The 25,579-nt window shown below is 70.8% G+C and carries 30 protein-coding genes; 11 read left to right on the top strand and 19 right to left on the bottom strand.

What is annotated here, in order from left to right; translation table 11 throughout:
- Positions 1-84: 84 nt before the first annotated feature.
- Positions 85-360: an SAV_915 family protein gene (locus ACZ7PG_RS13010; RefSeq protein WP_086673790.1), complete on the bottom strand. Its 276-nt coding sequence runs from the start codon at positions 358-360 to the stop codon at positions 85-87.
- Positions 361-490: 130 nt separating this feature from the next.
- Between ACZ7PG_RS13010 and ACZ7PG_RS13005 the strand changes: the two genes are divergently transcribed.
- Positions 491-1,216, top strand: coding sequence for a hypothetical protein (locus ACZ7PG_RS13005; RefSeq protein WP_470239309.1), 726 nt, complete (start codon positions 491-493; stop codon positions 1,214-1,216).
- A gap of 12 nt (positions 1,217-1,228) precedes the next feature.
- Here the strand turns inward: ACZ7PG_RS13005 and ACZ7PG_RS13000 are convergent, their stop codons facing one another.
- Entirely contained in the window at positions 1,229-2,581 is a 1,353-nt protein-coding gene (locus ACZ7PG_RS13000) for a dicarboxylate/amino acid:cation symporter (protein WP_470239308.1), read from the bottom strand.
- Between the two features lie 103 nt (positions 2,582-2,684).
- Entirely contained in the window at positions 2,685-3,314 is a 630-nt protein-coding gene (locus ACZ7PG_RS12995; protein ID WP_470239307.1) for a Maf family protein, read from the bottom strand.
- Positions 3,315-3,434: 120 nt separating this feature from the next.
- On the opposite strand from ACZ7PG_RS12995, the gene ACZ7PG_RS12990 reads away from it, so the two are divergent.
- Positions 3,435-3,563: a hypothetical protein gene (locus ACZ7PG_RS12990; protein WP_470239306.1), complete on the top strand. Its 129-nt coding sequence runs from the start codon at positions 3,435-3,437 to the stop codon at positions 3,561-3,563.
- A gap of 61 nt (positions 3,564-3,624) precedes the next feature.
- Here ACZ7PG_RS12990 and ACZ7PG_RS12985 read toward each other — a convergent pair whose 3' ends face one another.
- The 3 genes from ACZ7PG_RS12985 to ACZ7PG_RS12975 form a co-directional block, all read right to left on the bottom strand.
- Positions 3,625-5,238: a DHA2 family efflux MFS transporter permease subunit gene (locus tag ACZ7PG_RS12985; RefSeq protein WP_470239305.1), complete on the bottom strand. Its 1,614-nt coding sequence runs from the start codon at positions 5,236-5,238 to the stop codon at positions 3,625-3,627.
- Positions 5,219-5,845: a PadR family transcriptional regulator gene (locus ACZ7PG_RS12980; RefSeq protein ID WP_470239304.1), complete on the bottom strand. Its 627-nt coding sequence runs from the start codon at positions 5,843-5,845 to the stop codon at positions 5,219-5,221. Before ACZ7PG_RS12980 ends, ACZ7PG_RS12985 begins: the two co-directional genes overlap by 20 nt.
- 151 nt (positions 5,846-5,996) lie before the next feature.
- The gene (locus ACZ7PG_RS12975; protein WP_470239303.1) at positions 5,997-7,583 is read right to left on the bottom strand and encodes a TROVE domain-containing protein; all 1,587 of its coding nucleotides are present in this window, start codon (positions 7,581-7,583) and stop codon (positions 5,997-5,999) included.
- Positions 7,584-8,015: 432 nt separating this feature from the next.
- Here ACZ7PG_RS12975 and ACZ7PG_RS12970 point away from each other — a divergent pair, with 432 nt between their 5' ends.
- Entirely contained in the window at positions 8,016-8,909 is an 894-nt protein-coding gene (locus ACZ7PG_RS12970) for an LLM class flavin-dependent oxidoreductase (RefSeq protein ID WP_470239302.1), read from the top strand.
- Between the two features lie 9 nt (positions 8,910-8,918).
- The gene (locus ACZ7PG_RS12965; protein ID WP_470239301.1) at positions 8,919-9,377 is read left to right on the top strand and encodes a MarR family winged helix-turn-helix transcriptional regulator; all 459 of its coding nucleotides are present in this window, start codon (positions 8,919-8,921) and stop codon (positions 9,375-9,377) included.
- A 1-nt stretch (position 9,378) separates the two neighbouring features.
- Here the strand turns inward: ACZ7PG_RS12965 and ACZ7PG_RS12960 are convergent, their stop codons facing one another.
- The 6 genes from ACZ7PG_RS12960 to ACZ7PG_RS12935 are packed head-to-tail and all read right to left on the bottom strand — an operon-like array spanning position 9,379 to position 14,297.
- A complete protein-coding gene (locus ACZ7PG_RS12960) occupies positions 9,379-9,597 on the bottom strand; it encodes an acyl-CoA carboxylase subunit epsilon (protein ID WP_470239300.1) in 219 nt (72 codons plus the stop codon).
- The gene (locus tag ACZ7PG_RS12955; RefSeq protein WP_470239299.1) at positions 9,594-11,231 is read right to left on the bottom strand and encodes an acyl-CoA carboxylase subunit beta; all 1,638 of its coding nucleotides are present in this window, start codon (positions 11,229-11,231) and stop codon (positions 9,594-9,596) included. The genes ACZ7PG_RS12960 and ACZ7PG_RS12955 overlap by 4 nt, the downstream gene beginning before the upstream one ends.
- 26 nt (positions 11,232-11,257) lie before the next feature.
- The gene (locus tag ACZ7PG_RS12950; protein WP_470239298.1) at positions 11,258-11,923 is read right to left on the bottom strand and encodes a response regulator; all 666 of its coding nucleotides are present in this window, start codon (positions 11,921-11,923) and stop codon (positions 11,258-11,260) included.
- On the bottom strand, positions 11,920-13,023 hold the full coding sequence (locus ACZ7PG_RS12945) for a sensor histidine kinase (RefSeq protein WP_470239297.1): 1,104 nt from the start codon (positions 13,021-13,023) through the stop codon (positions 11,920-11,922). The genes ACZ7PG_RS12950 and ACZ7PG_RS12945 overlap by 4 nt, the downstream gene beginning before the upstream one ends.
- Positions 13,024-13,057: 34 nt before the next feature.
- On the bottom strand, positions 13,058-13,849 hold the full coding sequence (locus ACZ7PG_RS12940) for an SRPBCC family protein (protein ID WP_470239296.1): 792 nt from the start codon (positions 13,847-13,849) through the stop codon (positions 13,058-13,060).
- Between the two features lie 31 nt (positions 13,850-13,880).
- The gene (locus ACZ7PG_RS12935) at positions 13,881-14,297 is read right to left on the bottom strand and encodes a MarR family winged helix-turn-helix transcriptional regulator (protein ID WP_470239295.1); all 417 of its coding nucleotides are present in this window, start codon (positions 14,295-14,297) and stop codon (positions 13,881-13,883) included.
- A gap of 81 nt (positions 14,298-14,378) precedes the next feature.
- On the opposite strand from ACZ7PG_RS12935, the gene ACZ7PG_RS12930 reads away from it, so the two are divergent.
- Positions 14,379-14,939, top strand: a complete 561-nt coding sequence (locus ACZ7PG_RS12930) for a flavodoxin family protein (RefSeq protein WP_470239294.1) — start codon at positions 14,379-14,381, stop codon at positions 14,937-14,939.
- 24 nt (positions 14,940-14,963) lie between these two features.
- Positions 14,964-16,109 (top strand): polysaccharide lyase family 7 protein, encoded by a 1,146-nt coding sequence (locus ACZ7PG_RS12925; protein WP_470239293.1) that lies wholly within the window; start codon positions 14,964-14,966, stop codon positions 16,107-16,109.
- Here the strand turns inward: ACZ7PG_RS12925 and ACZ7PG_RS12920 are convergent.
- Entirely contained in the window at positions 16,106-16,678 is a 573-nt protein-coding gene (locus ACZ7PG_RS12920; protein ID WP_470239292.1) for a TetR/AcrR family transcriptional regulator, read from the bottom strand. The genes ACZ7PG_RS12925 and ACZ7PG_RS12920 overlap by 4 nt on opposite strands.
- Before the next feature lie 73 nt (positions 16,679-16,751).
- Here ACZ7PG_RS12920 and ACZ7PG_RS12915 point away from each other — a divergent pair, with 73 nt between their 5' ends.
- Positions 16,752-17,942, top strand: coding sequence for an FAD-dependent monooxygenase (locus ACZ7PG_RS12915; RefSeq protein ID WP_470239291.1), 1,191 nt, complete (start codon positions 16,752-16,754; stop codon positions 17,940-17,942).
- Here the strand turns inward: ACZ7PG_RS12915 and ACZ7PG_RS12910 are convergent.
- On the bottom strand, positions 17,914-18,273 hold the full coding sequence (locus tag ACZ7PG_RS12910; protein ID WP_470239290.1) for a winged helix-turn-helix transcriptional regulator: 360 nt from the start codon (positions 18,271-18,273) through the stop codon (positions 17,914-17,916). The two genes, ACZ7PG_RS12915 and ACZ7PG_RS12910, sit on opposite strands and share 29 nt — an antisense overlap.
- An 83-nt stretch (positions 18,274-18,356) precedes the next feature.
- Between ACZ7PG_RS12910 and ACZ7PG_RS12905 the strand changes: the two genes are divergently transcribed.
- Both ACZ7PG_RS12905 and ACZ7PG_RS12900 read left to right on the top strand, forming a co-directional pair.
- Positions 18,357-19,208, top strand: a complete 852-nt coding sequence (locus ACZ7PG_RS12905) for an NAD(P)-dependent oxidoreductase (RefSeq protein ID WP_470239289.1) — start codon at positions 18,357-18,359, stop codon at positions 19,206-19,208.
- Complete coding sequence (locus ACZ7PG_RS12900; protein WP_470239288.1) at positions 19,205-19,942, top strand: SDR family NAD(P)-dependent oxidoreductase; 738 nt, start codon at positions 19,205-19,207, stop codon at positions 19,940-19,942. Before ACZ7PG_RS12905 ends, ACZ7PG_RS12900 begins: the two co-directional genes overlap by 4 nt.
- On the opposite strand, the gene ACZ7PG_RS12895 is transcribed toward ACZ7PG_RS12900, so the two are convergent.
- Positions 19,878-20,726: an NAD(P)H-dependent oxidoreductase gene (locus ACZ7PG_RS12895; protein WP_470239287.1), complete on the bottom strand. Its 849-nt coding sequence runs from the start codon at positions 20,724-20,726 to the stop codon at positions 19,878-19,880. The two genes, ACZ7PG_RS12900 and ACZ7PG_RS12895, sit on opposite strands and share 65 nt — an antisense overlap.
- A 71-nt stretch (positions 20,727-20,797) precedes the next feature.
- Between ACZ7PG_RS12895 and ACZ7PG_RS12890 the strand changes: the two genes are divergently transcribed.
- Entirely contained in the window at positions 20,798-21,796 is a 999-nt protein-coding gene (locus tag ACZ7PG_RS12890) for a GlxA family transcriptional regulator (protein WP_470239286.1), read from the top strand.
- 213 nt (positions 21,797-22,009) lie between these two features.
- On the opposite strand, the gene ACZ7PG_RS12885 is transcribed toward ACZ7PG_RS12890, so the two are convergent.
- From ACZ7PG_RS12885 to ACZ7PG_RS12875, 3 genes are all read right to left on the bottom strand, one after another.
- On the bottom strand, positions 22,010-22,345 hold the full coding sequence (locus ACZ7PG_RS12885; RefSeq protein WP_470239285.1) for a hypothetical protein: 336 nt from the start codon (positions 22,343-22,345) through the stop codon (positions 22,010-22,012).
- A 111-nt stretch (positions 22,346-22,456) separates the two neighbouring features.
- Complete coding sequence (locus ACZ7PG_RS12880) at positions 22,457-23,068, bottom strand: TetR/AcrR family transcriptional regulator (RefSeq protein WP_470239284.1); 612 nt, start codon at positions 23,066-23,068, stop codon at positions 22,457-22,459.
- Positions 23,069-23,083: 15 nt separating this feature from the next.
- Entirely contained in the window at positions 23,084-23,902 is an 819-nt protein-coding gene (locus ACZ7PG_RS12875) for a class I SAM-dependent methyltransferase (protein ID WP_470239283.1), read from the bottom strand.
- Between the two features lie 191 nt (positions 23,903-24,093).
- Between ACZ7PG_RS12875 and ACZ7PG_RS12870 the strand changes: the two genes are divergently transcribed.
- The gene (locus ACZ7PG_RS12870; protein WP_470239282.1) at positions 24,094-24,681 is read left to right on the top strand and encodes a dihydrofolate reductase family protein; all 588 of its coding nucleotides are present in this window, start codon (positions 24,094-24,096) and stop codon (positions 24,679-24,681) included.
- Here the strand turns inward: ACZ7PG_RS12870 and ACZ7PG_RS12865 are convergent.
- The gene (locus ACZ7PG_RS12865) at positions 24,671-25,525 is read right to left on the bottom strand and encodes a sigma-70 family RNA polymerase sigma factor (protein ID WP_470239281.1); all 855 of its coding nucleotides are present in this window, start codon (positions 25,523-25,525) and stop codon (positions 24,671-24,673) included. The genes ACZ7PG_RS12870 and ACZ7PG_RS12865 overlap by 11 nt on opposite strands.
- Positions 25,526-25,579 lie beyond the last annotated feature (54 nt).

The raw sequence follows: 25,579 nt of genomic DNA, 5'->3' as shown, positions 1-25,579 counted from the left end.
AGCTGCATTGCTGACCGCTCACGCGGTACGGGGGAGTCTACGGATATGCCGTCGGGAGTCCCTTGAGTGAGAGCTGAACCACGCTCAGACGTGGTGGCGCAGCTCCTGGGGCAGCGGCGAGTCCAGCACGATGACGTCGTAGGGGTTCGCCGCGTGGACCTTCGGCAGGTGCTCGGTGTTGACCAGCACCCACGGCTGGTGCTCGCCGCAGCAGTCGATCAGCCGGTCCAAAGCGGTGAACGCAACGAGCGCGGTGCGGCCGTCCGGCGTGCGGCGCAGCTCGATCGACGCGCCTTCGGTCTCGGCGCTGGCCGGGCCGGTGGGCAGGTAGAGGGCGGGGGGAAGGTTCGGGTTCGTCACTCGGACAACATAGACGGACACGCTCCGCGAACCCGGGGTGCCTCCGTCGGGTGCACGGCCGGGGGATTTCGGCCACACCCCGCCGGGCCGCTGCCCACACACAGTCGCGATGCGGCTTACGCTCTGTCTCATGCGGACTTCGGCGGCGAGCACGCCTCGGTCGGCGCTGCTCACCGCGGTGCTGGCCGCGGTGGTGACGCTCGGCGCGATCGCCGCGGTCTTCCTGCTGCGGCCGCGGCCGGAGGAGCCCGCCGGCGCGGCCGAGCCCGCGACCGCCCCGGTGGCCGCGGTGGTGACCTGCGGCGGCGGCCCGTGCCGCCAGCTCGCGGCGGTGACGGTCGGCGGGACGCCGGTGGTGCTGCTGACCGACGCGTCGGGCGGCGCGGGCCGGGTGCGCGTCGGGGCCGAGCCGGGCACGGTGTTCGAGCTGTCGATCGCCCAGCTGGGCGTGCGGCTGGACCAGAACTCGCTGCGCTGCATCGACGGCGCGGCGCCGACGTGCCTGGTCCGCGGCGACGTCGGCGACCAGGGCAAGGCGGCGTACGGCGAACTGCTGGTCGAGAGCGGCGGGGTGTGGCGCGCGCCGGGCAAGCCGTACTTCGCGGACGCGGGCACGTTGTCGCTCTACGACGTCACGGCCGACGGCCGCCCGGACGTGATCGTGGTCCGCCACGACTGCCCCGGCACGGAGTCCGGAACCGCGAAGTGCGACGCGGCCCCGGTGCTGGGCCAGGTGTACGACCTGACGGGCAAGTCGGTCGGCTGCACGCGCCGCTACACGGCACCGTCGGACCTGCGCGGCTGGCCGGACATCCGCCTGACCCGCACCGACCTGCGGACTTGCCCGTCCTCCTGACCCAGCTTGGGGTCAGGCGGGGGCGGGTTCGGTGTGGCGGGCCGCCGAGCCGTCGTCGGTGTGCTCCGGGGCGTCGGTCGGGGCGTTCAGGACCTCGTCGTCGAGCAGGCCTTCGGCGCGCGCCACGATCACCGGGACCGCGATCTGGCCGGCCACGTTCGTCGCCGTGCGCATCATGTCCATGATCGGGTTGACCGAGTAGATCAGCGCCAGGCCGATCGCCACCTGCTTGGCGTCGAGGCCGATGAACGACGTCGTCAGCGTGAACGCCGTCAGCCAGCCCGTGGTGCCGGCCGTCGCCAGTGCGCCGACCACCGCGACCACCACGATGCCCACGTACTGCCAGAAGTTCAGCGACACCCCGGCCAGGTTGGCGACGAAGATCGCCGCGATCGCCGGGAAGACCGCCGCGCAGCCGTCCATCTTCGTCGCGCTGCCGAGCGGGGTCGCGAAGGCCGCGTACGCCGGCTGGACGCCGAGGTTCACCGCGGACTGGCGGGTCAGCGGCAGCGTCGCGGCCGAGGACTGCGAAGCGAACGCGAACTGGATCGCCGTGCCGGCCTTCGCGAAGAACTTCAGCGGGCTGACCTTCGCCACGAACCGCAGCAGGATCGGGTAGACGACGAACAGCACGAGCAGGCAGCCGACGTACACCGCGAGCGTGGTCGAGAACAGCGGACGGAACAGGGCATCGCCGTAGTTGGAGACGGCCGCGCCGATCAGGCCGATGATGCCGATCGGGGCCAGCCGGACGATCCAGCCGAGGTAGCGCTGGATGATCTCGAAGACGCTCGTCGTGAAGTCCACGAACGGCTTCGCCTTGTCACCCAGGCTGTACGCGGCCGCACCGATCACCAGCGCGAGGAACAGCACCTGCAGCGTCTCGCCGTCGGCAAACGCTTTCACGAAGTTCTCCGGCAGGAGCCCCTTGACGAAGGCGCTCCACGAGCCCCAGTGGTCGACGCTGGCGGCGGCCTTGTCCGCGTTCTTGGCGGTCGCCGCGACGCCGCCGAGCCCGCCCGAGCCCGGGTCGAAGATACGGCCGACGGCGATGCCGATCAGCGACGCGATGAACGACGTGATGGCGAACCAGAGCACGGTCTTGCCGCCGAGGCGGGCGGCGGTGCGGCCGCCGCCGAGCTTCCGGAGGCTGTTGATGCCGACCACGATCGCCGTGAAGACCAGCGGGATCACCGCGATCTGCAGCAACGTCGTGAAGATGGTGCCGATCTGGTCGAGGAGATCGGTCAGCCAGCCGGTTCCGGTCTGCCGTGCGACGACGCCCAGCAGGGCGCCGACGACGAGCGAGCCGAGAACCGCGGCCGCGAACACCCGCGGTTTGGTGTATGTCCGTACGAAAGACACGGGGCGACTCCGGTGCTCGAAAGTTGCAGTCTGACTTGCCGGGTAAACAGAACGTTAGGTAAGGCAGGACTCTTCCGGATCACCCGTTCGTGTGGCGCCCTTCTCAGGATGCGGGAGACCGCCAGAGATCTACGACACTGACGCCGACCTCGGCGAGCAGGCGGCGCGTCAGCGGCAGGCTGATGCCGATGACGCTCGTGTGGCCGCCGTCGAGCCCGTCGACGAACCAGCTGCCCAGGCCGTCGATCGTGAACCCGCCGGCGACGTGCAGCGGCTCGCCGGTCGCGATGTAGGCGTCGATCTCGTGCGCGCTCGGCGTGCCGAACCGGACGGTCGTCGACTCCCAGCCACTGGTCTCCTTCGCGCGCGTGCCGCCGTCGAGCCGGATGACCGCGTGGCCGGTGAGGAGTTCACCGGATGACCCCGCCATCGCGGCCCAGCGCTGCCGCGCGATGTCCGGGGTGGGCGGTTTGCCGACCATCTGCCCGCCGATGTTCAGCATCGAGTCGCAGGCGACGACGACGGCGTCCGGGTGGGCCGCGGCGACCTGGTCGAGGACGGCTTCGGCCTTGGCCGCGGCGAGGGCCGCGACGAGCTCGGACGGCGACGGGTCGGTCAGCGAAGCGGCGACGGCGTCTTCGTCGACGCCGGAGACGAACACGGCCGGATCGAGGCCCGCGGAACGAAGGAGGGCGAGCCGGGCGGGGGACTGGGAAGCGAGGACGAACTGCACCCGGCGAAGGTACCCGGACGCTTGCCGTAACCGAATTGTGACCGGCGTCACGAGGCAAACGGAGTTATTTTGTTGTTGCTCGCAACATATGGCGCTGGGGGACAGACGCGGAGGTGACCGATGACCGTACGAGTCACAGAATCGACGCCGGCCACCCGGTCGCAGTCGCTGTGGACCAGGATCCGCGGGACGAAGGGCCGGGCGACCATCCGGGCGGATTCGGCTTCGGCGCCGAAGACCGTGCGCTAGACCACCGCTCCCGCGGTTCGTGCGAGCCTCCGGTCCCGACACCCGGAGGCTCGCACGGTTTTCAGGCCGCGGCCGCTTCGGGCGCCGGCGCCGGGGTTTCCCAGCGCGGCTTCACCTTCCGCAGCATGGCCGCCGAGATGACGCCGAGCAGCAGCACGACCATCGGCAGGAGCATCGTCACGCGGGCGGCGTCCGTCAGTCCACTGTGGACCGCGTCGGACGCGAGGCGACCGGCCTGCGCGGCGACCTCCGCCGGCAGCCCCGGCATCGGCGACGGCCCGCCGGCCGACCCGAACTCGCCGGTGCTCGCCGCCGCCTTCGCGATGCCTTCCGCGAACGGCGCCCGGTACTGCTCCGGCAGCTGCGCCGCCGCCTTCGTCGCTTCGTCCGCGATGGACGAGCTCACCTGGGCCTGCAGCAGCACGCCGATCGCCGCGGAACCGAGCACGCCGCCGACCTGGCGGGACGTGTTGAAGATGCCCGACGCCGTCCCGGCCAGCCGAGGCTCGACCGAACCCATCGTCATGTTGCTCATCGGCGAGAAGACGCAGCCGATGCCGAGGCCGCACAGCAGCAGCGCCGGGATGAAGCTCCACGGGCTGCTGTCCGGCGACGCCTGCAGCGCGATGACCCCGAGCCCGGCGGCCAGCGACGCCAGGCCGAACATCACCAGGTACTTGCCGTTGACCTTGTCGGACAGGTTCCCGACGAACGGCGCCACGATCCCCGACAGCAGCGACATCGGCGCGGTCAGCAGGCCCGCCATCGTCGGGCTCAGCCCGAGCACCGACTGGATGTAGATCACCAGCGGCAGGAACATGCCGGTCATCGCGAAGCCGACCGTGGTCGCGGTGAGCGTCCCCGCCGAGAAGTTGCGGTTCGAAAAGACCTGCAGCGGTAGCAGCGGCTCGCGCTTGTTGACCCGCTGCCACACCACGAACGCGATCAGCAGCAGCACGCCGGCGCCGATGATCTCGAACACCGTGATCCCGCCCCAGACGGTGCCCCAGTCGTACTGCTGGCCGTTCTGCACGCCGAACACGATGAACAGCAGGGCCAGGCTGGAGAGCAGGATGCCGATCACGTCGAACGAGTGCGAGTGCTTCGGCTGCCAGTCCGGCACCATCAGCAGCGTCATGACGATGGCGACCACGCCGATCGGCACGTTGACGTAGAAGATCCACTCCCAGCCGAGGTGGTCGACGAGCACGCCGCCGAGCAGCGGGCCGGTGATCGTCGCCAGCCCGGCGACGCCACCCCACATGCCCATCGCCGGGCCGCGCTTGGCCGGGGGGAACAGGTGCGTGATGAACGCCAGCGTCTGCGGCGTCATCAGCGCGGCGCCGATGCCCTGCACGGCGCGCGCGGCGATCAGCATCTCGACGTTGCCGGACAGGCCGCACCACAGCGACGCGCCGGTGAACACGACCAGCCCGGCGAGGAACACCCGCTTCGGGCCGAAGCGGTCGCCGAGCCGGCTGGTGAACAGCATCGGCACGGCGTAGGTCAGCAGGTAGACGCTGATCACCCAGACGACGGAGTTCAGCCCGGCGTTCAGCTCGCGCAGCATGGTCGGGATCGCGATCGACACGATCGTCGTGTCGAGCAGGATCATGAAGAAGCCGAGGCACAGCGCGCCGAGCGCCGCCCACGGGTTAGCTTGTCTTGCGTTCATCGTCGTCTTCCTCGGTGATGAGCGTGAGCTTCGGTTGTTCGCAGTCCTGGAACGGGATCCGCCCGGACTTCAGTTCTTCGTGCAGGCGCACGGTCCAGTCGAGCTCGAACTTCCGCTGGTCGCACTTGTACTGCCAGTCGAGCCAGTAGATGGGCGGCGTCCGGTCCTCGGCGAGGCGCTCCAGCACGGCCTGGTCGGCCGCGACGGCGGCGCGCAGCCGCGTGATCCGGTGTTCGAGCTCGATCAGGGACGTCTCCTTGCCGAGCTCGTCGATCACGGCGAGCCCGGACAGGTACGCGGGGAACTCGTCGGCGAGGTCGCCCAGCAGCTCACGGCCGCGCTGGTTGAACTCGTCCAGGCCGGCCTGGGTCATGCCGTAGACGGTCCGTTCGGGCCGCCTGCCGTCGCGCTGCGTGTCGACGACCTCGATGAAACCGTTGCGCTGGAGGCGTTCCACGGTGTGGTAGAGCGACCCGGCCTTCACGTTGACGCGGGTGCTGACGTACCGCTCGCGCATCAGCGAAGCCATCTCGTAGGGGTGCATGGGCTTCTCGTGGAGCAGCTCCAGCACGGCGAGGCCGAGTGGGGTCAGCTTGGCCGAGGCCATGATCGTTAGTCCCTTCGGATGACTCCAGGTCGTTTATTCCACGTGGACTATACGGCGCAGACCAGTGGCCGGTCCACGGCCAATCCTGTGACGGTCCGTACACAGCGCGAAGACCCCCATGATCCCGTCATGGGGGCCTCCGCGGCTTCTCTCAGAACGGCCAATCGGCGTTCCGGCCCGCCTCGAGCAGGGGAATCATCCGAAATCCCTGATCGGTCAGGCCGCCGAACGTGTGCCGGTGCGCGCTGCCCGACGGCGCGTGGCCGTACTGGTAGCCGGCCAGGTTCCACGTGTACAGCGGCACGTGCGCGGGCAGCGCGTGGCCGACGTCGCCGTGGCCGGCCTGCTCGTCGGTGAGGATGACGACGCGGTCGTGCCGCGCGAAGTGCCGCTTCAGCGCGCCCGCCGTGTTCGTGCCACCGCCGAGGAAGTACCCGCGGGACTTCCAGCGCTCGACGTCGCTCAGCAGCGACCCGCCGGGACGCAGCTTGAACACCTTCGTGTGCGGGCCGCCCAGGAGGAAGCCGTCCGAGAACGACACGACGTCGGCGTCCGCGCACCGGCGTGCCAGCGCGAGGCCGAAGACCGCGGCGGCGTCCCAGCGCATCAGGGTGCCGTCACGGCTGAAGCCCAGCTTCATCGACGTGGAGGTGTCGACGAGGACGAGCGTCCGGCCCGGCAGCTCCGGCACGTTCGCCAGCGAATGCGCGATGGCCTGCTCCAGCGCCCACGCCCACCGCAGCGACGGCGCCGCCCGGTAGGCCGACAGGAACCGCATCGGCAGCTGCCGCGACTTCGCGACCCGCGCGGGATCGCCCAGCCGCGCGGCGACCCGCTGCGCGACGTCGTCCGAGACACCGGCCTCGTCGAAGTTGCGCAGGTTCCGCAGCAGCGCCATGTATCCCATCGACGGGATCAGCGCTTCCCAGACGCGCGCGTCGAGCGGACCCTGCAGCCAGCCGGCGACGGACTCCCAGGTCATGCCCGCCGCACGAAGGACGTCGGCGGCGTCCGGCTGTCCGAACAGCTCGCGACGGCGGGGAACGTCCCACGCCGTCAGCTCGGCACGGGCGCGCAGCACCCCGAGCGCGTCCGGCAGCGGGTTGCCGCGGTCGTGCCGCTCATCGAGGACGTGCTTGAACAGCGCGCCCTGGGCGGCGTCACGGTTGGCCGGGTGCGTCAGCTCGAGGACGTCGGCGAAGCGGAACGCCCGCGCGGACGAGTCCCACTTGACGTACGCGCGCTCGTCGTAGAGCTTCCGGGCCGCGTCGGCGACGCCGCGCTTGACCGGCTTCGGGATGTTCTTGCCGTGCACGGAAGTCCAGTAGGCGAGCAGCTCACCGGGCTCGTCGGCGCGCTGCAGGACGTCGGCGACGACCTGGCGGCTCAGCCCGTCGAGCCCGGCGTCGCGGCGCGCCTTGGCGAACTCGGCCGCGCCGACGAGCGACGCGGTGCGCAGGTTCGCCTCGGTGCGCAGCCAGCGCAGGAACCGGGCCGTCCACTGTGGATCCTCGAGGGTCGCGGCGTGGACGAGCGCGGCGTAGCGGGTGTCGCGCTCGCCGGCGGACTCGTAGAAGGTGTGCTCCCCGACCATGTTGGTGACGGCGAGCAGGAAGAGCTCGGACCGGGCATCGCGCGCGTAGCCGGCCCCACCCTGGTGGGTGGTAGCGGAAGGCGTGGCCTCACCGCGGACCGGCGAAGTCGCGGCGGGCGCGCGGGCGGTGTTGAACTTGCTCATTTCTCCCCCTCGTGATGGGGGAGCCGCGGCCACAGCGATGCCCGAGATCGAAGTCGGCGAAGGTACGTTGCCGCTCTGCCAGGCTGAGCTACCGGACCAAAATGGTCCGGGAGGGATTCGAACCCCCGACCCGCCCACTACAAGGAAGTAACCTTCGCCTGCGCACCGGGCATCGGTGTGACCGCGGCTCCCGAGATCTTGCTCGCACCGGGAGTGCGTGTGCCCGAGATCGAAGTGGTGAAGGCTTTCGGGAGTCGAACCCAAGGGATACCAGAGAAGTAACCCTCACCGTCGCACCGGGCGAGACCTACGTTAGCCGTCGCGCGGCGTGGCGCAAACCGAATATCGGACCGCGTCCTGGTGAGGTCAGGTAGTTCGTGCTAAGAACTATGTATAGTCAGTTCGTAGCACGAACTAACACCGGGAGGAACCATGACGCACTTCGGCATCGGCGTGTCCACCGCGGTCGCCGCCGTACCGGACACCCTCGAGCTCGCCGTCCGAGCCGACCGCGCCGGGCTGGACCTGCTCACCGTTTCCGATCACCCGTACTACGCCGACCGGCTCGACGCGTACGCCGAGCTCGGCGTCCTCCTGGGACGCACCGAACGGATCTCCGGTCTGGTCAGCGTCACCAACCTGCCGACGCGCCCCGCGTCGATGCTCGCTCGCACCGTCACGTCGCTGAGCGCCCTGACCGGTGGCCGGATCGTGCTCGGGATGGGCGTCGGTGGCCTCTGGGACGACATCGCGCGGCTCGGGTTCACCAAACTGACCCCCGGCCAGGCCGTCCGTGCCTTCGAGGAAGGCATCCGGCTCGTCAAGATGCTCGGCGGAGGCGGCGGGCCCGTCACCTTCGACGGCGAGTTCTACCAGGTCACAGACCTCGAACCGGCCCGGGAAGCGATGCCGCCGGTGTGGACCGGGTCCGTCGGGCCGAAGTCGCTCGCCGTCACCGGGCGCCTCGCCGATGGCTGGATGCCCGGCCGCGCCGCCGACTGGCTCAGCGAGCGCTACCGCACCTCGCGCCCGCTCATCGACAAGGCCGCGGTCGACGCCGGCCGCGATCCCGCGGACGTCGTCACCGTCTACAACTTCCCCGGCCGGATCAGCGAAAAGCCGCTACCGAAGACCCGCGCCGAAGACGGGCGCTGGATCGGTGGCTCGCCGGACCAGTGGGTCGAGGAGCTGACCGGCGCGGTGCTGGAGCACGGCGCCGCCGGGTTCGTGCTGTTCGGGCCCGGTGGCAGCACGCCGGACGAGACGTCGGCCGCGCGCTGGGCCGGGGAGATCGTGCCCGCCGTGCGGGAAGCCGTCGCGAAGTAGGCTGGCGCGATGGGGAAGAACGGGGAGGACCTCGGCGTCGTGGCCGGGCTCGTGCGGGCGTCGTTCCTGGTGAACGCCGTCTACGCCGAGTCGGCGCGCGAGTACGGGCTCACCGTGCAGCAGGGTCAGCTGCTGTGCGTGCTGATGGGCCGTCCGTACGGCATGGGCGACCTCGGCGCGACGCTCGGCCTCGAGAAGTCCAGCCTGACGGGCCTGGTCGACCGCGCGGTCCGGCGCGAGCTGGTCCGTCGCGAGCCCGACCCGGGCGACCGTCGTGCGGTCCAGGTCGTGCTGACCGAGGAAGGGCGCGACCTGGCGGAGGACTTCTACGCGGCGACGTGCCGCCGGGTGGACGACCTGGCCGCGGGCCTGAGCGCCCCGGACCGCGACCGGCTCGCGGCCCTGCTCGGCACGGTCGTGCGCGAGAACGAGGTCCCGACCGTGTTCCTCGACGCCGTCCAGCGCTGACTCAGCTGGGGAAACCCGAAGCGCGCCAAGCACCTTCGCCGGGGTGAAGCGGCTTGCGCAGCGAAGCGGCGTGATCGCCCCACCACGACGTACGCGGCTTCGGCTTCTCCGCGGGCGACGCCGCCGACACCGCGGCGACCACCGCCGTCAGCGCCGCCAGTTCGGCGTCGCTCGGGTTGCCTCGGACCACCCTCAGCAGGGGCTTCTCGTCGTCGCTCACAGCGGGATGTTCCCGTGCTTCTTGGGCGGCAGCGACTCGCGCTTGTTCCGCAGCAGCGACAGCGCCCGCGCGACGTGGCCGCGGGTGTGCGCCGGCACGATCACCGAGTCGACGTATCCGCGCTCGGCCGCCGCGTACGGGTTCAGCAGCGTGTCCTCGTACTCCTGGATCAGTTCCGCGCGCAGAGCGTCCACGTCGCGACCCTCGTTGGCCGCGTTCGCCAGGGTCTTGCGGTGGACGATGTTCGCCGCGCCCTGGGCGCCCATCACCGCGACCTGGGCCGTCGGCCACGCGAGGTTGATGTCGGCGCCGAGGTGCTTCGACCCCATGACGTCGTACGCGCCGCCGTACGCCTTGCGCGTGATGATCGTGACCAGGGGAACCGTGGCCTCCGCGTACGCGAAGATCAGCTTCGCGCCGCGGCGGATGATGCCGTTCCACTCCTGGTCGGTGCCCGGCAGGAAGCCCGGCACGTCGACGAAGGTGAGCACCGGGATGTTGAACGCGTCGCAGGTGCGGACGAACCGCGCCGCCTTCTCGGACGCGTCGATGTCGAGGCAGCCGGCGAACTGCGTCGGCTGGTTGGCGACGACGCCGACGCTCTGCCCGTCGACGCGGCCGAAGCCGACCAGGATGTTCGGCGCGAACAGCTCGTGGACCTCGAGGAACTCGCCGTCGTCGACCACGCGGTTGATGACCTCGTGCATGTCGTACGGGGTGTTCGGCGAGTCCGGGATGATCGTGTCGAGCTCGCGGTCGGCGTCGGTGACGTCGTCGAAGAACCCGGCCGGCGCGTCGGCCGAGTCGAACACCGGCGCGTCCGACAGGTTGTTCTGCGGCAGGTAGGAGAGCAGTTCCTTGACGTACGCGATCGCGTCTTCGTCGTCGTTGCCGAGGTAGTGCGCGACGCCGGACTTCGTGTTGTGGGTGCGGCCGCCGCCGAGCTCCTCGAAGGTGACGTCCTCGCCGGTGACCGTCTTGACGACGTCCGGGCCGGTGATGAACATCTGCGACGTCTCGTCGACCATCACGACGAAGTCGGTGAGCGCGGGGGAGTAGACGTGGCCGCCCGCGTTCGCGCCCATGATCAGCGAAATCTGCGGGATGACGCCGGACGCCTGCACGTTGCGGCGGAAGATCTCGCCGTAGAGGCCGAGCGAGACGACGCCTTCCTGGATGCGCGCGCCGCCGCCCTCGTTGATGCCGACGATCGGGCGGCCGGTCTTGATCGCCAGGTCCATGACCTTGACGATCTTCTCGCCGTAGACCTCGCCGAGGCTGCCGCCGAAGATCGTGACGTCCTGGCTGAACACGCAGATCGGGCGGCCGTCGACGGTGCCGTAACCGGTGACGACGCCGTCGCCGTAGGGCCGGTTCTTCTCCTGGCCGAAGTTGGTCGAGCGGTGCCGGGCCAGTTCGTCGAGCTCGACGAACGAGTTCTCGTCGAGCAGCAGTTCGATGCGCTCGCGTGCGGTTTTCTTGCCCTTGGCGTGCTGCTTCTCCACCGCGCGGGCCGAGCCCGCGTGCACCGCCTCGTCGTACCGGCGGTACAGGTCGGCCAGCTTGCCGGCCGTGGTGTGGATGTCCGGTTCATCCTCGGGCGGCGTCCCGAGCGGCTCCGTCGCACTGCTCATGGCACCGGAGCTTAGCTACTTGCCGGTCACTTCGCGTGTGGCGTAGGCAACGTTCGACCGACCAGGCCGGATTCGTACGCCGCGATCACCAGCTGCGCCCGATCGCGGGCCGCGAGCTTGTGCAGCAGCCGGCCGATGTGGGTCTTCACCGTCGCGATGCCCAGGTGCAGCCGCGCCGCGATCTCGTCGTTCGACAGGCCCCGGGCGATCAGCGTCAGCACCTCTTGCTCGCGCGCCGTGATCCCGTCCAGGCGCGTGGTCACCGGGCCCGTCGGCAACCGCGCGAACTCGGCCACCAGCCGTCGGGTCACCGACGGGGCGAGCAGCGCGTCGCCGGACGCCACGACTTCGATCGCCGTCAGGAGGTCCGCCGGGCGGGTGTCCTTGAGGAGGAAGCCGCTGGCGCCCGCGCGCAACGCCGCGTAGACGTACTCGTCGAGGTCGAACGTCGTGAGCATCAGCACCCGGACGTCCGTTTCCGCGCAGATCCGGCGGGTCGCCTCGATGCCGTCCATCTCCGGCATGCGGACGTCCATCAGCACGACGTCCGGGGTGAAGCGCCGGGTCAACGCCACCGCCTCGACGCCGTCGGAAGCTTCGCCGACCACCTCCAGGCCCGGGGCGCTGTCCACCAGCACCCGGAAGCTGCCGCGCAGCAACGCCTGGTCGTCGGCGATCAGGACGCGGGTCATCGGGCCACCGCCGTCTCGTAGGGCAAGCGTGCGAACACGCGGAAGCCGGGAGCGCACGGGCTCGCCGAGAAGTCGCCGCCGTAGACCGCCACGCGCTCGCGCATGCCGATCAAGCCGTGGCCGGGGGTCGCGGAGCCGCCGCGGCCGTCGTCGCGAACCTCGATGCTCACCTCGCCGTCGCCGCCCGTGACGCGGATGCGGCACGTCGTCGCGTCCGCGTGCTTGACCACATTGGTCAGTGCCTCCTGCACGATCCGGTACACCGACTGGCCGACGCCGCCCGGCAGCTCGTCGAGACCTTCGATGGCGAGATCGACGGACGGTCCCGCCAGCTCGGTGCGTTCGGCGAGCGCGCGCAGGTCGTCGAGCGTCGGGGCGGGGGCCAGTGCCGGCACGCCGGTGCCGTCACGCAGCACGCCCAGCATCCGCCGCAGCTCGGCCAGGGTCTCGCGGCTCGTGTCTTCGATGACGCGCAACGCTTCCCGCGCCTCGGCGGGCTGCTCCAAGGCGACGTGGTTGCCGACCGCCGCCTTCACCGCGATCAGGCTCATGCTGTGCGCGACGACGTCGTGCATCTCGCGCGCGATCCGCAGCCGTTCCGCCGAAACCGCTTCCCGCGCGTGGTTTTCCCGCTCGGCCGCGGCGTACTCGCGACGCCCGTGGACGGCGATGCCGAGCGCGAACCCGACGATCAGTGCCGACGCCCCGAAGTTCACGGTGGTGGCGGTGCTCGGGTTCGGCACCACGACCCCGACCAGGCCGACGCCGAGCAGCCCGGCCACGAACCCGACCCGCGAAGCGCGGCTGCCCCGGCGCACGACGAACGTGTAGAGCGCGCACCCGGCCGACACGACGGCGACCGCGAGCACCGGCCCGCCGATCGGCACGGCCGCCGCGGTCAGCACGAGGGCCAGGACGTAGGCGGGGCGCGGCCACCAGCGCCGCAGCAAGATCGGGGCGGCGCTCGTCAGCATGATCGTCCAGCCGAGCCACGCGGGGAGCCACAGCGGCAGCGACCACGCCCCGGCCGCGAGGTTGCCGCCGGCCCCCAGCGTGAGCACCAGGACCGCCAGCGCGTCCAGCACCACGCGAATTCGCATGCACCGAACGTAATGCGGACACCGGCGCCGCGCGTCAACCCTGAGTCGGACGCTCCGCGTACTGCTTCTTCACGGTCTCGACGTGCTCGGGCGCCCAGTCGGGCAGCTCGACACCGTGCGTCGCGGCGAACAGCTTGTCGAGCTGCTCGTGGCGCCTGGCCAGCTCCGCGACGACGTCGTCGGGCGCGGGTTCGGTGAACTCGACGCGGGTGCCTTCGAGGGGGTCCTGGGTCACGTGCCAGCCGGGTTCGTCCTGCAGCAGCGCCCGGACCTCGTCCACCGGCTTCCACACGAGGTCGCGGCGGAAGCGGATCGTGCCGTCTTCGAGCACTTCCCCGTGGCCGAGGCCGAATTCGTCCACATAGGACGCCATGCGGGCGTGCCAGTCCTTCGGCTGCTCGAAATCGCGGCCGGACAAACGCGCGTCGAGGGCTTCGAGACAGACGTCCCAGCCTGCGGCGGTGCGGCCCGCGGCCAGCTTCGCGATCGCCGGGTCGCCGCGGCCGAACGTGTGCGTGAACTCCAGGAGGCTGCCGTCGCCGTCCGGCGAAATCAGCCAGCGCAGCGTGTCGTCGTTCCAGACGAAGGTGAACTCGCGCGGTGGGTCGACCGTGACGACCCGGCCGGTCGTCGAGTCGTCCTCGCCGGGGAAGGTGAACCGGATGTCGCCGCCATCGCGCAGTTCGACGTCGACCTTCGCCGGGAACCAGTGCGCGAGCTCGGCCGGGTCCGTGATGGCGTGCCACACCCGCTCGGGTGCGTGCTTCAGGCGGCGCTCGAGCCGCAGGACGGGACGGTCATCGACGGTCAGCAGCTTCGCGGGCATGCCCGTATATAACCACTGCGGAATATACGGGTCAAGCGCCTCGGACGGCGGCCGCGGCGGCGGCGAGCTCCGGGTCGCCCGCGGCCTTGTCCAGTGAGGTCCGCAGCACCGAGCAGTACGTCGGCTCGGTCTCGGCGTAGCGCTTGCGGCCGGCGTCGGTGATCACCGAGTAGACGCCGCGACGGTCGTCTTCGCACAGGTCGCGGATGGTCAGGCCGGCGTCTTCGAGGCGCGCGCACATCCGGCTGACCGAGCTCTGGTTGAGCCCGATCGCCTCGGCGAGCTCCTGCATCCGCAGGCCGCCGCGCGGGCCCGCGACCAGCTTGCCGAGCGCGCGGTACTCGGACAGGCCGAGCCCGTGCCGCCGTTGCAGTGCCTTCCCCAGGTCCTGCTCGACGCGGGCGTGCAGCACGAGCATGCGCCCCCAGGACTGTTCGTCGACGGTCATCTCTCTCCGCCTTCCTCTTGACATCAGCATAGTCCAGGGACAGTCTTTATATGTACATGCAAGTAACTGAGGGGACTGGACATGACGCGGAACTTCCTCTTCCTGGTCGGCGCGGCGCGGGCCGGTGGGAACACGGAGATGCTGGCCCGGCGGGCGGCGAGGGAGCTGCCTCGCGACGTCGAGCAGCGCTGGCTCCGGCTGCCCGAGCTGCCGCTGCCGCCGTTCGAAGACCGCCGCCACGGTGCCGGCGAGCACCCGGCGCCGGGCGAGAACGAGCAGCTGCTGATGGACGCGACGTTCGCCGCGACCGACATCGTCATCGTGTCGCCGGTGTACTGGTACTCGGTCGCGGCGAGCGTGAAGCTGTACCTGGACTACTGGTCGGGCTGGATGCGGCTGCCGGTCGACTTCAAGCCGAAGATGCGCGGCAAGTCGCTGTGGGGCGTGAGCGTCCTGAGCGAGACCGCGCGCGAGGCCCAGCCGCTGATCGGCACGCTCGAGCTGTGCGCGGAGTACCTGAGCATGAACTGGGGTGGCGTGCTGCTGGGGAACGGCAGCCGTCCCGGCGACGTGCTCCTCGACGCGGACGCGATGTCGGCGGCGTCGACCTTCTTCACCGGCGCGGATCTGGTAAACGCCTAGATCTTCGGTGGCAGAGTCCGGGGCATGCGAACGACGAAGATCGCCGCTCTGACCTTCTCCCTGGCGGCGGTGTGCGCGCCGGTCGCGCACGCCGCCGGCGCGCCGGTGCTGACGGTGGCGGCCGTGTCCGCGAGCGGGGACGACGGCCACGTCCCGGCCGCCAGCCTGGACGGTGACCTCGGCACCCGCTGGTCGGCCGAGGGCGACGGCGCGTGGATCGAGTACGACCTGGGCTCGGCGCAGACCGTCGGGTCGGTGGCGCTCGCGTGGTACCAGGGCGATGCCCGGGTGTTCACCTTCGACGTCCAGGTCTCCGGCGACGGCTCGGCGTGGACCACGGTGCTGGCCCGGCACGCGTCCAGCGGCCGCACGGCGGACTTCGAGACCGCGGACTTCGCCGACACCGCCGGCCGCTACGTGCGGATCGTCGGGCACGGCAACACCAAGAACGACTGGACCAGCATCGCCGAAACCCACGTCCTCGGCGCCGACGGCGGCAGCGGCGGGTCGTGCGCGTATCCGGCGGACGTGCTCGACCTCCGCAACTGGTACGAGGGCTTGCCGACCGGCCAGGCCGAAAATCCCACGGTGGTCAAGCAGCCGCAGCTCGCGACCTACAAGGCCGACCCCTGGTTCGTCCCGACCGCGGACTGCACCGGGGTGCAGTTCCGGGCCGCGGTCGACGGCGTCACCACCAGCGGCTCCGGTTACCCGCGTTCGGAACTGCGCGAGACGAAGGGTGCGGATCTGGCGAGCTGGTCGTCGACCTCGGGGACGTCGACGATGACGATCCGGGAGGCGATCACCCACCTGCCCGCGGGCAAGCCGCAGGTCGTGGCCGGGCAGATCCACGGCTCCAGCGACGACATCACGGTGTTCCGGCTGGAGGGCTCGAACCTCTACGTCACCAAGGGCGACGACGCCCACTACAAGCTGATCACCAGCGGCTACCAGCTCGGCACGGTCTTCGAGGCGAAGTTCGTCGTCTCCGGTGGAGCGGTCAAGGCGTACTACAACGGCACGCTGGTGACCACGATCAGCCAGAAGTTCTCCGGCGCGTATTTCAAGGCCGGCGCCTACACGCAAGCCAACTGCGGCAACTCCTCGCCCTGTTCCGCGGGCAACTACGGCGAAGTCGTGATCCACGACCTCGCCGTGACCCACACCTAAGCCAGGACGTCGGTCGCGATCAGGCGCAGGCCGCGCACGAGGTCGGCGCCCGACGGCGCGCGGTCCGGGTCGATCAGCCACTGCAGCATCGCGCCCGAGAGCAGGGCCTGGTGCACGGTGCCGACGGCCCGGGCCTCGGCGCTGCCGTCGTCGAGGCCCTGGAAGAGGTTGGCCAGCCCGAAGCGGGCCAGCTCCAGGGCGTTCGCCAGCTGCGCGCGCACGTCGGGGTCCAGATCCGGCTGCGAGTAGGCCTCCATGCTCACCGCCCACATCCGGCGGTGCTCTTCGAACGACTCGATGACCCGGCGCCAGATCAGCTCGAACCGGTCGGCCGGCGACGCGCCCGCGGGCGTCTCGACCTGCAGCACCTTGGCCAGCGTCTCGCCCCACTCTTCGTTCGCCTCGATCAGCGCGGTGTTGAGCAGCGCCTCCCGCGAGCCGAAGTGGTAGCCGATCGCGGCCATGCTCACGTTCGCCGCCGAGGCCAGGTCTCGCACGGTCGTCCGGGCGTAGCCCTTCTCGTTCAAGCAGCGCTTCGCGCCGGCCAGCAGTGCTTCCTTGTTGCCCATGGCCGGAGCCTAGCACGAACGTCTTAGGCGAACGCCTTGCGCGATCGCCCAAATCGCGGTTATGGTTCTCGGCATGACGAACCGACGAGTCCTCATCTCCGGCGCCAGCGTCGCCGGTCCCGCCCTCGCCTTCTGGCTCCACCGCCACGGCTTCACGCCGACGATCGTCGAGCGCGCTCCCGAGCTGCGTGACGGCGGCTACGCGGTCGACTTCCGCGGCGCGTCGCTGCGGGTCCTCGAGCGGATGGGCCTGCTGGAGCAGGTCGAAGCCGCCGCGACCCGGATGGGCGATGTGACCTATGTGGACGGTGCCGACCGGCCGCTGGTCGTCACGCCGGCCTCCTTCCAGAGCGGCGAGCTGGAAATCCTGCGCGGCGACCTGTCGCGGATCCTCTACGACGCCACGAAGGACGACGTCGAGTACGTCTTCGGCGACTCGGTCACCGGCGTCCTCGAGCGCGACGACGGTGTCACAGTGACCTTCGAAAACGGCGAGCCGCGTGAGTTCGACCTGGTCATCGGCGCGGACGGGCTGCACTCGAACGTGCGCTCGCTGGTCTTCGGCGAGGAGTCCCGGTACCGCCGCGACCTCGGGTACTACGTCTCGATCTGCACGGTGCCGAACCACCTCGGCCTCGACCACGTCGGCCGGTTCTACAACGAGCCGAACCGCACCATCGGCGTCTACAGCGCGCGGGACAACACGGAGGCGAAGGCGCTGTTCTGGTTCGGTGCCGACTCGCTCGACTACGACCACCGCGACGTCGAGCAGCAGCGGCGGATCGTCGAGGAGAAGTTCGGGGAGGTCGGCTGGGAGACGTCGAAGCTGCTCGACGCGATGCGGGAGGCGCCGGACTTCTACTTCGACTCGGCCAGCCAGATCGTGCTCGACTCGTACTCACGCGGGCGCGTCGCGCTGGTCGGCGACGCCGCGTACTGCGCCGCGCCGCTCTCGGGCATGGGGACGAGCCTCGCGATCGTCGGCGCGTACGTGCTGGCGGGCGAGCTCGCGGCCGCTTCCTTCGACCACGTCACGGCTTTCAAGGCGTATCAGACCGAGATGCGCGGCTTCGTCGACGCCTGCCAGAAACTGGCTCAGGGCAACGGGAAGTGGTTCGTGCCGCCGACCCGCGCGTGGATCCGGCTGCGCAACCTCAACTACAAGCTGCTGCCGTACCTGCCGTGGCGCAAGCTGATCGAGGAGCTGCCGCTCAAGGCGGGCAACGCGATCACGCTCAAGGAGTATGCGGCGGCGCGGGCGTGACGCCGCGGCGCTTCGCGATGCCGGCCATGTTCTCCTCGCCCCAGTCGCCCAGGGGCAGCAACGCGGTGTTCAGCCGCTGACCCAGTCCGGTCAGCGAATACTCGACCTTCGGCGGGATCTCGTGGAACACCTCGCGGTGCACGACCTCGTCGGCCTCCAGCTCCCGCAGCGCCTGGATCAGCATCTTCTCGCTGATCCCGCTCACCTTCCGTTTCAGCTCCCCGAACCGCAGCGGTTCGGCGTGCAGCGCCCAGAGGATCAGGGCTTTCCAGCGGCCACCGACGACGTCGATCGCCGCGTCCAGTCCGCAGCGGTAGGTTCTCGCCAGCATCCAGGATCCTTACCTTTTGGTGGGTACCCGACTATTTAGTCGGTACTTGTCCAGTGTAAAGCGCTGGTTGCAGCATGATCGGCATGGGAGAAAGCAAGAAACAGGTGGGCGTGCTCGGCCTGGGGCGGATGGGCGCCGCCCTCGCCGGGGCATTGCTGGGGGCGGGCCACGACGTCGTGGTGTGGAACCGGTCGCCGCTCAAGGCGGGGCCGTTGCTCGACCGTGGTGCGCGGCTCGCAGCCACGCCGGCGGAAGCCGCCTCGGCGGACGTGGTGCTCAGTTGTCTGTCCACATACGACAGTCAGTGGCCGGTGCTCTCGGCGTGTTCGCCGAAGGTGCTGGTCAACCTCACTTCGGGGACGCCCGCGCAGGCTCGTGAGACGGCGTCGTGGGCGTCGTCGGCGGGCATCGACTACGTGGACGGCGTGATCATGGCGGTGCCGCAGGGCATCGGGACCGCGCAGTCGCGGATCCTCTACAGCGGTTCGCCGTCGGTGTTTTCCGCGCAGCGCGAGGTGTTGTCGGTGCTGGGGGAGCCGGTGTTCCTCGGCGAGGACGCCGGCCTGGCGGCGCTGTACGACCTGGCGCTGCTGGGCATCATGTGGTCGACGATGGCCGGGTACCTGCACGCGCTGGCGCTGGTCGGGACCGAGGGCGTCGCGCCTTCGACGTTCACGCCGATGGCGACGTCGTGGCTCTCGGCGGTCGGCGGGTTCCTGCCGGGGATCGGCGCGCAGGTGGCCAGCGGCGACTACGCGACGGACGTGTCCGCGTTGGACATCAACGCGGCCGGGCTGGGTCTGCTGGTGGAGACGAGCCGAGCCCAGGGGATCGGGTCTTCGGTGCCGGCGGCCGTACGGGAGTTGTTCGAACGCGCGGTGGCGGCGGGCCACGGCTCGCACGCGATCGCGAGCGTCATCGAGGAGATCCGGTGAAGTATTCGGGGAAGAAGGCCGTCGTCACGGGCGGCACGCACGGCATGGGGCTGGCGGTGGTCCGGGCGCTGCTGGACGGCGGCGCGGAGGTGCTGGCGACCGGCCGCGACGTGTCGGGGCTGGACCTGCCGGCGCACCTGCTGTCGTCGGACGCTGCGTCACTGGCCGACATCGACTCGCTTGCTTCGGTCGCCGAGGACACTCTCGGCGCGCTGGACTTGGTGTTCATCAACGTCGGTTTCGCCACCTTGACGCCGTACGCGGAGGCGACACCGGAGATCTACGACCGGACGTTCGACGTCAACGCGAAGGGCGCGTACTTCACGGCGCAGCGGCTGGCCGGGCTGGTGCGGCCGGGCGGGTCGTTCGTGTTCACGACGTCGGTCGCGGCCGGTGCGGGGATCGCCGGAATGGGGCCGTATTCGGCGGCGAAGGCGGCGGTCCGGTCGTTCGCGCTGACGTACGCGGCCGAGCTGGCGCCGCGCGGGATCCGGGTGAACGTGGTCAGCCCGGGCTACACGGACACGCCGACGATGGGCGTCACCGGGGTACCGGCGTCGGTGCTGGCGTCGTTCAAGGAGACGGGCGACGAGATCACGCCGCTGAAGCGGCACGCGAGGCCGGAGGAAGTGGCGGCGGCGGTGCTGTTCCTGGCGTTCGAGGCGACGTTCACGACGGGAGCGGACCTCCCGGTCGACGGCGGCTTGGGGGCGCGGCTGACCCTGCCGGCGTGACGATCGGCCCGGCGGGTTCGGCGAGGTGGACGGCCAGGCCTGTCGCGCCGGGTGCGCGGTCGGGGCGGAGGACCAGGTCGTCGTCGTAGTCGCCGCCGTTCTGCGTTCGGAACGGGATCGGCTCCGCCGTCTCCAGCGTGGCCAGGCGCGTGCGCAACTGCTCGCGGGCTTGGGTGAACTGCTCGTCCGGCAGCCGGTCGGCGCCGTAGACCGGGACCGGCTCCAGGACCGACATCCCCGCGTAGAACAGCGTCCCGTGGTGCAGCGGGAACAGGATGTCGTTCAACGGGCCGTTCACCCCGCGCGGGCCCATGGCCGGCTCGCGGGCACCCGCGGTGAGCACCACCATCGCGCGCTTGCCCGCGAGCCTGCCCTCGCCGTAGCGCAGCGTCCGGCCGTCGTCCGCCCGGACGCCGTAGCCGAAGCCCTTCACGAACACGCGGTCGAACCAGCCCTTGAGGATCGCGGGCAGGCCGTACCACCACAACGGGAACTGCACGACGACCGCGTCCGCCCAGTCGAGCTTCTCCTGCTCGGCCACGATGTCCGGGCTCAGCTCGCCCCGCGCGTGCGCCCGGGCCGACGTCGCCCCGACGACCAGCCGCTCGTCGCCGGCCTCGGCGCCGAAGTCGGCGGCGTCGACCACCGGGTTCCACTTCATCGCGTAGAGGTCCGACTCCCGGACGACGTGACCGAGCTCGCGCAGCGTCCGGAGCCCGTCGTCGCGGAGGGCCCCGCTCAGCGAGCGCGGCTCGGGATGCGCGAAAACCCACAAAACGTTCATGACCTCGATGGTCACGCGGGCCGCCCGTTCGATCGAGTGGCCTGATGGACAACATGTGCAAGAATCGAGCCATGGCCGCATTCGTCCACTCGGACCGTCACCACGTCGCCGTGCTGGTCAGGCACGGCATGCTCGTGATGGAGCTGGGCATCGTCCACCGGCTCTTCGGGCAGGCGCGTTCGGCGTCGGGCGAGCCGCTGTACGAGGTCGTGACCTGCACCCTCGAACCCGGGCCGGTCCGCACCGACTCCGACTTCACCATCCCGATCGACCGCGGTCCCGAGGTGCTGGCCGAAGCCGACACCGTGATCGTCCCGGCGTCGCTGGTCGAGTACGAGCCGACGGCGCGCGTGCTGACCCCACCGCTCGCCGCGGCGCTGAACCGGATCCCGGGGGACGCCCGGATCGCCTCGATCTGCACGGGCGCGTTCGTGCTCGCCGCGGCCGGCCTCCTCGACGGCCGCCGCGCGACGACCCACTGGCGCTCCGCCGACGACCTCCAGCACCGGTTCCCGGAGGTCGAAGTCGACCCGTGCGTGCTCTACACCGACGACGGCAACGTCCTGACGTCCGCGGGTGTCGCGTCCGGGATCGACCTGGTGCTGCACATGATCCGCCGCGACCACGGCACGGCCGTCGCCAACGAGGTCGCCCGCGGCACGGTGGTCTCACCGCACCGCGAAGGCGGCCAGGCTCAGTTCGTCCGGCGGCCGGTGCCCGAGCCGCGCACGTCGTCGACGAAGGCGGCGCGCGCGTGGGCCCTGGAGAACCTGCACCGCCCGCTGACGCTGCGCGAACTCGCCGCCCGCGAGGCGATGAGCACCCGGACGTTCACCCGCCGCTTCCGCGACGAGGTCGGCATCTCGGCCCTGCAATGGCTGACGCAGCAACGGATCGAGCGCGCCCGCCAGCTCCTGGAGGAGTCGGACCTGCCGGTCGACCGGGTCGCGACGGAGGCCGGTTTCGGCACGGCGGCGTCGCTGCGCCAGCACTTCCAGGCCGCACTCGGGGTGTCACCGAGCGCCTACCGCACGACGTTCCGCGGCGAGCTAGCGGTGCAGGCGGGCTGAATTTTCGCAGTCTGGCGCGACGGACTGGTACGTCGGCCAGAGCCGCTTCACCGACCCGGGCACGCAGTCGTCGTGGCTCGACGGCGTTCCGCGCGACCTCCCGGCGCGCGCGCCAGGGTCGGCTTCGCGGGCTACCTGGTGCCGGGCTGCTACCTCGACCACGTCGTCGCGGAGGTGTGGACCGCTGACGGCTGGCGCCTGGTCGAACCCCAGCTACCGGACGACTTCGCCGACGTCGACCCGGCCCGGCTCGTGGTCTCGCCGGACCTGGACGTGCCGTTCTTGCGCGGCCTGCCGTACGCGCGGCACAACCTGGTGCTCGACTTGGCCGCCCTGAACAAGCACGAAATGATCCTGGGGCGACCTCGACGACGCCGCGACGCTCGCCCCGGACGCCCTCGACCGCGCGGACGGCTCGGCCGAAGTCATGGCCGACGCGGACCTCGCGATCCGCAGGTCCCGCGCGCCCGCCGGCCCGAGCGCGACCGCCTCCGGCAGTTGGGCGTTGTCGTGCACCACCGGCCCCGGCGTGACGGGGCCGCCGGTCACGTCCCGGCCAGGGAAGTCCGCGAAGGTCAGCGAGCAGCAGCGGCCGGTGGCGCGCCGCCACCCGGGATGCGTGCAGACCGACGCCCGGGGGGCCGTGCCCCGGCGGCGGCGTCAGGGCGCGATGCCATCGAGGGCCGCCCGGACCACCGAGTCCAGCGTGGGCGGGTCCAGGGGGCCCGTGTGCGGGAAGACCGCCGCCAGTACCGAGGCGTGGCAGTAGCCGACCAGCATGGCCGCTGTCGCGTCCACTTCGGACTCCGGGCGCAGCCTGCCGAGGGTGCGCTCCTCCCTCAGGTAGACCAGCAGGCGGTCGCGCCAGTAGCCGGATCGCTCGCTGATCTCCGCGAACCGCTCCAGTACCCTCGGCTGCCCGAGCAGGCCGCTGAACGCCGGCACGATCACCTTGTGCAGGGCGAGGCCGAACTCCAGGTGGCGGCGGAGGTTCCCCGCCACCGTGCCTTCGCCGGCCACCGGCAGGTCGCCCAGCTCCGCTTCCGTCGTGCGCACGTGCTCCAGGAGGGCCCTGGCCACCAGCTCCTCCTTGTCGGAGAAGTGGTTGTAGAGCACGCCGTCGGCGACGCCGGCCATGCGCGCGATCTCGCGCACGGTCATCCCGGTCGTCCCGTGCGTGGCGATCATCTTCTGAGCGGTTTCGACCAGCAGGTCGTGCAGGGACTGGCCGTCCCGCTGAGCCGCGGCTTTCCTCGGTGACATCACCGCCATCGTAGAACCAGCGCCCTAGGACCTCCTTCCCGTGACCAGCCACGCCGCCCCGCGCAGGCGGACCGCGTCCGGGCCCGCGAACGGCTCGAGCGCCGCCGTGAGGGCTTCGGTCGCCTCGGCCGCGGTCGAGGCGTCGACCAGGCCCAGGTGGTGGCGGACCGGGCCCCAGCCGGCGATGAACCTCGTCGCGTCCGGGACGTCGTGACCCCAGACCTGGTCGGCCTCGACGCGGGTGCACACCACGTCCTCGAAGCCGGCTTCGGTCAGGACCGCCGTCGTCCGGTCCGGGTCCGCGAACGATGTCGGGCCGCTGCCGTCCGGGCCCGTGGGCTGGGGCAGGTACTCCGCCATCGCTCCGAACACCTGGCCGAGGTCGGTGCCGGAGAGCGCCGCCATGCACAGGAACGCGAGCCGTCCGCCGGGACTCAGTGCTCGCCGGACGTTGGCGAACGCCGCCACCGGATCGGCGAAGAACATCACCCCGAACCGGCTGATCGCCAGGTCGAACGCGCCTTCGGTGAACGGGTGCACCTGGACGTCACCCTGCTCGAAGCGCACGTCCGGCAGTTCCGCCGCCCGCGCCCGCGCGGTCGCGAGCATCGGCTCGGACAGATCGACCCCGGTCGCGGACCGGGCTCGCGCCGCCGCGAGCCGCGTCAGCCGGCCGTTGCCACAGCCGATGTCGAGCACGCGGTCGGCCGCGCCGACCTGGTCGAGCACGTAGTCGTTGAACCCGTTGTTCACCGCGTCGTAGCGGTCGGCGTTCGACGCCCAATGCTCGCCTTCGTAGCCGTTCCACGCCTCGGCCTGCGCGGTGTTGACGATCCCGGTCATCTGCATCCCCTCCGTTGTGAACAAGCGTTCATGAACACCTGTTCATGGTTGCGGAGACCTCGGCGCCTGTCAAGGCATCGGCCACCCCGTCGCCCGATGTCGGCCAGGTGGCAGATCTTCCGGGCGGACGTTCGCGGAAGACTTCCCATCAGCGAGGCAAACCGCCTCCGACCAGCACAAAGGGAGTCAAAATGGCCGACGTCATCGCCAACATGTCCATGTCCCTCGACGGCTTCGTCGCCGACCCGGAAGACCGCATCGATCACCTGTTCGAGTGGTTCGGCAGTGGTGACGTCGAGGTGCGCACCGCCGTCGAGTGGGCGACCTTCAAGACCTCCGAGGCCAGCGCGAAGATGCTGCGGGACGCCCTCGACACCATCGGCGCGCTGATCACCGGCCGCCACCTCTTCGACATCACCAAGGGCTGGGGCGGACAGCACCCGATGGGCGTTCCCGTCTTCGTCGTCACCCACGAGGCGCCGGCGGACTGGCCGCACCCGGACGCGCCGTTCACCTTCGTCACCGACGGCGTCGAAAGCGCCGTCGAGCAGGCCAAGAAGATCGCCGGCGACAAGAACGTCGCGGTCGCCAGCACCAAGATCGCGCAGCAGTGCCTCAACCTCGGCCTGCTCGACGGCATCCAGGTCGACCTCGTCCCGGTGCTCCTCGGCGAAGGCGTCCGGTTCTTCGAAGGCCTCGACGCCACCACCGCGCTGACCGGCCCCGAGGTCGTCGAGGGGACCGGCGTCACGCACCTCTCCTACCGGATCAAGCGCTGAGGAGCGCGACGTGCAGCGCGGCGAGCCGGGCGGGGTCGGCGATCACCTCGTACGCCGCCACCCGCTCGCCCTCGACCGTCACCGCGAGGGCGAGCAACAGCCGGCCGCGCGGGGCCACGACGACGCCGACCGCGCCGCCCACCAGGGCCGCTTCGGCGAAGTGAGCCCGTTTCCCGAACACCTGCGTCTCCTCGGCCACGGCACGGGCCCCGCGTGCCACGAGGGCCGCGCCGACCGGCAGCGCGGCCGCGTCGGCGTGGCGGATGACGTCGGGGGCCAGGACGTCCAGGAGCTCGTCGAGGTCGCCGCCGCGGGCCGCGGCGAGGAACGCGTCGACCACCCGGCGGTGCCGCGTGAGGTCGGCCGGGGGCAGCGGAGACGTGCCGCGGACGCGGTGCCGCGCGCGGCTCGCGAGCTTCTTCGCCGCCACCGGCGTGCGGTCGAGCACCGGGGCGATCCGGTCGAACGGCACCCCGAACAGGTCGTGCAGCACGAACGCGATCCGCTCGGCCGGGCCGAGGGCGTCCAGCACCACGAGCAGCGCCCGGCCCACCGAGTCGGCCAGCTCGACCTCGCCGGCCGGATCCGCGTCGGCCGCGAGCTCCGGCACCCCGTCGAACGGCTCTTCGCGGTGGGCTTTCCGCGAGCGCAGGACGTCGAGGCAGACGCGGGAGACGACCGTCGTCAGCCACGCCGCCAGGTTGTCGACGGCGTCCACGCGGTTCAGCCGCAGCCAGGCCTCCTGGACGGCGTCGTCCGCCTCGGCCGCCGAGCCGAGCATCCGAAAGGCCAGCCCGCGCAGCCTGCCGCGTTCGGCCTCGAACTTCCCGGCCAGCTCGTCCATCGGTCACCTTTCGCCCGCACCCACCGTCGCACTCCCGACGAACCACGGCGACCA

This window comes from Amycolatopsis sp. NPDC114504 (assembly GCF_055633595.1).
Note: the sequence above shows the minus strand (reverse complement) of the source record. Positions and strands in the feature narration are given on the sequence as shown.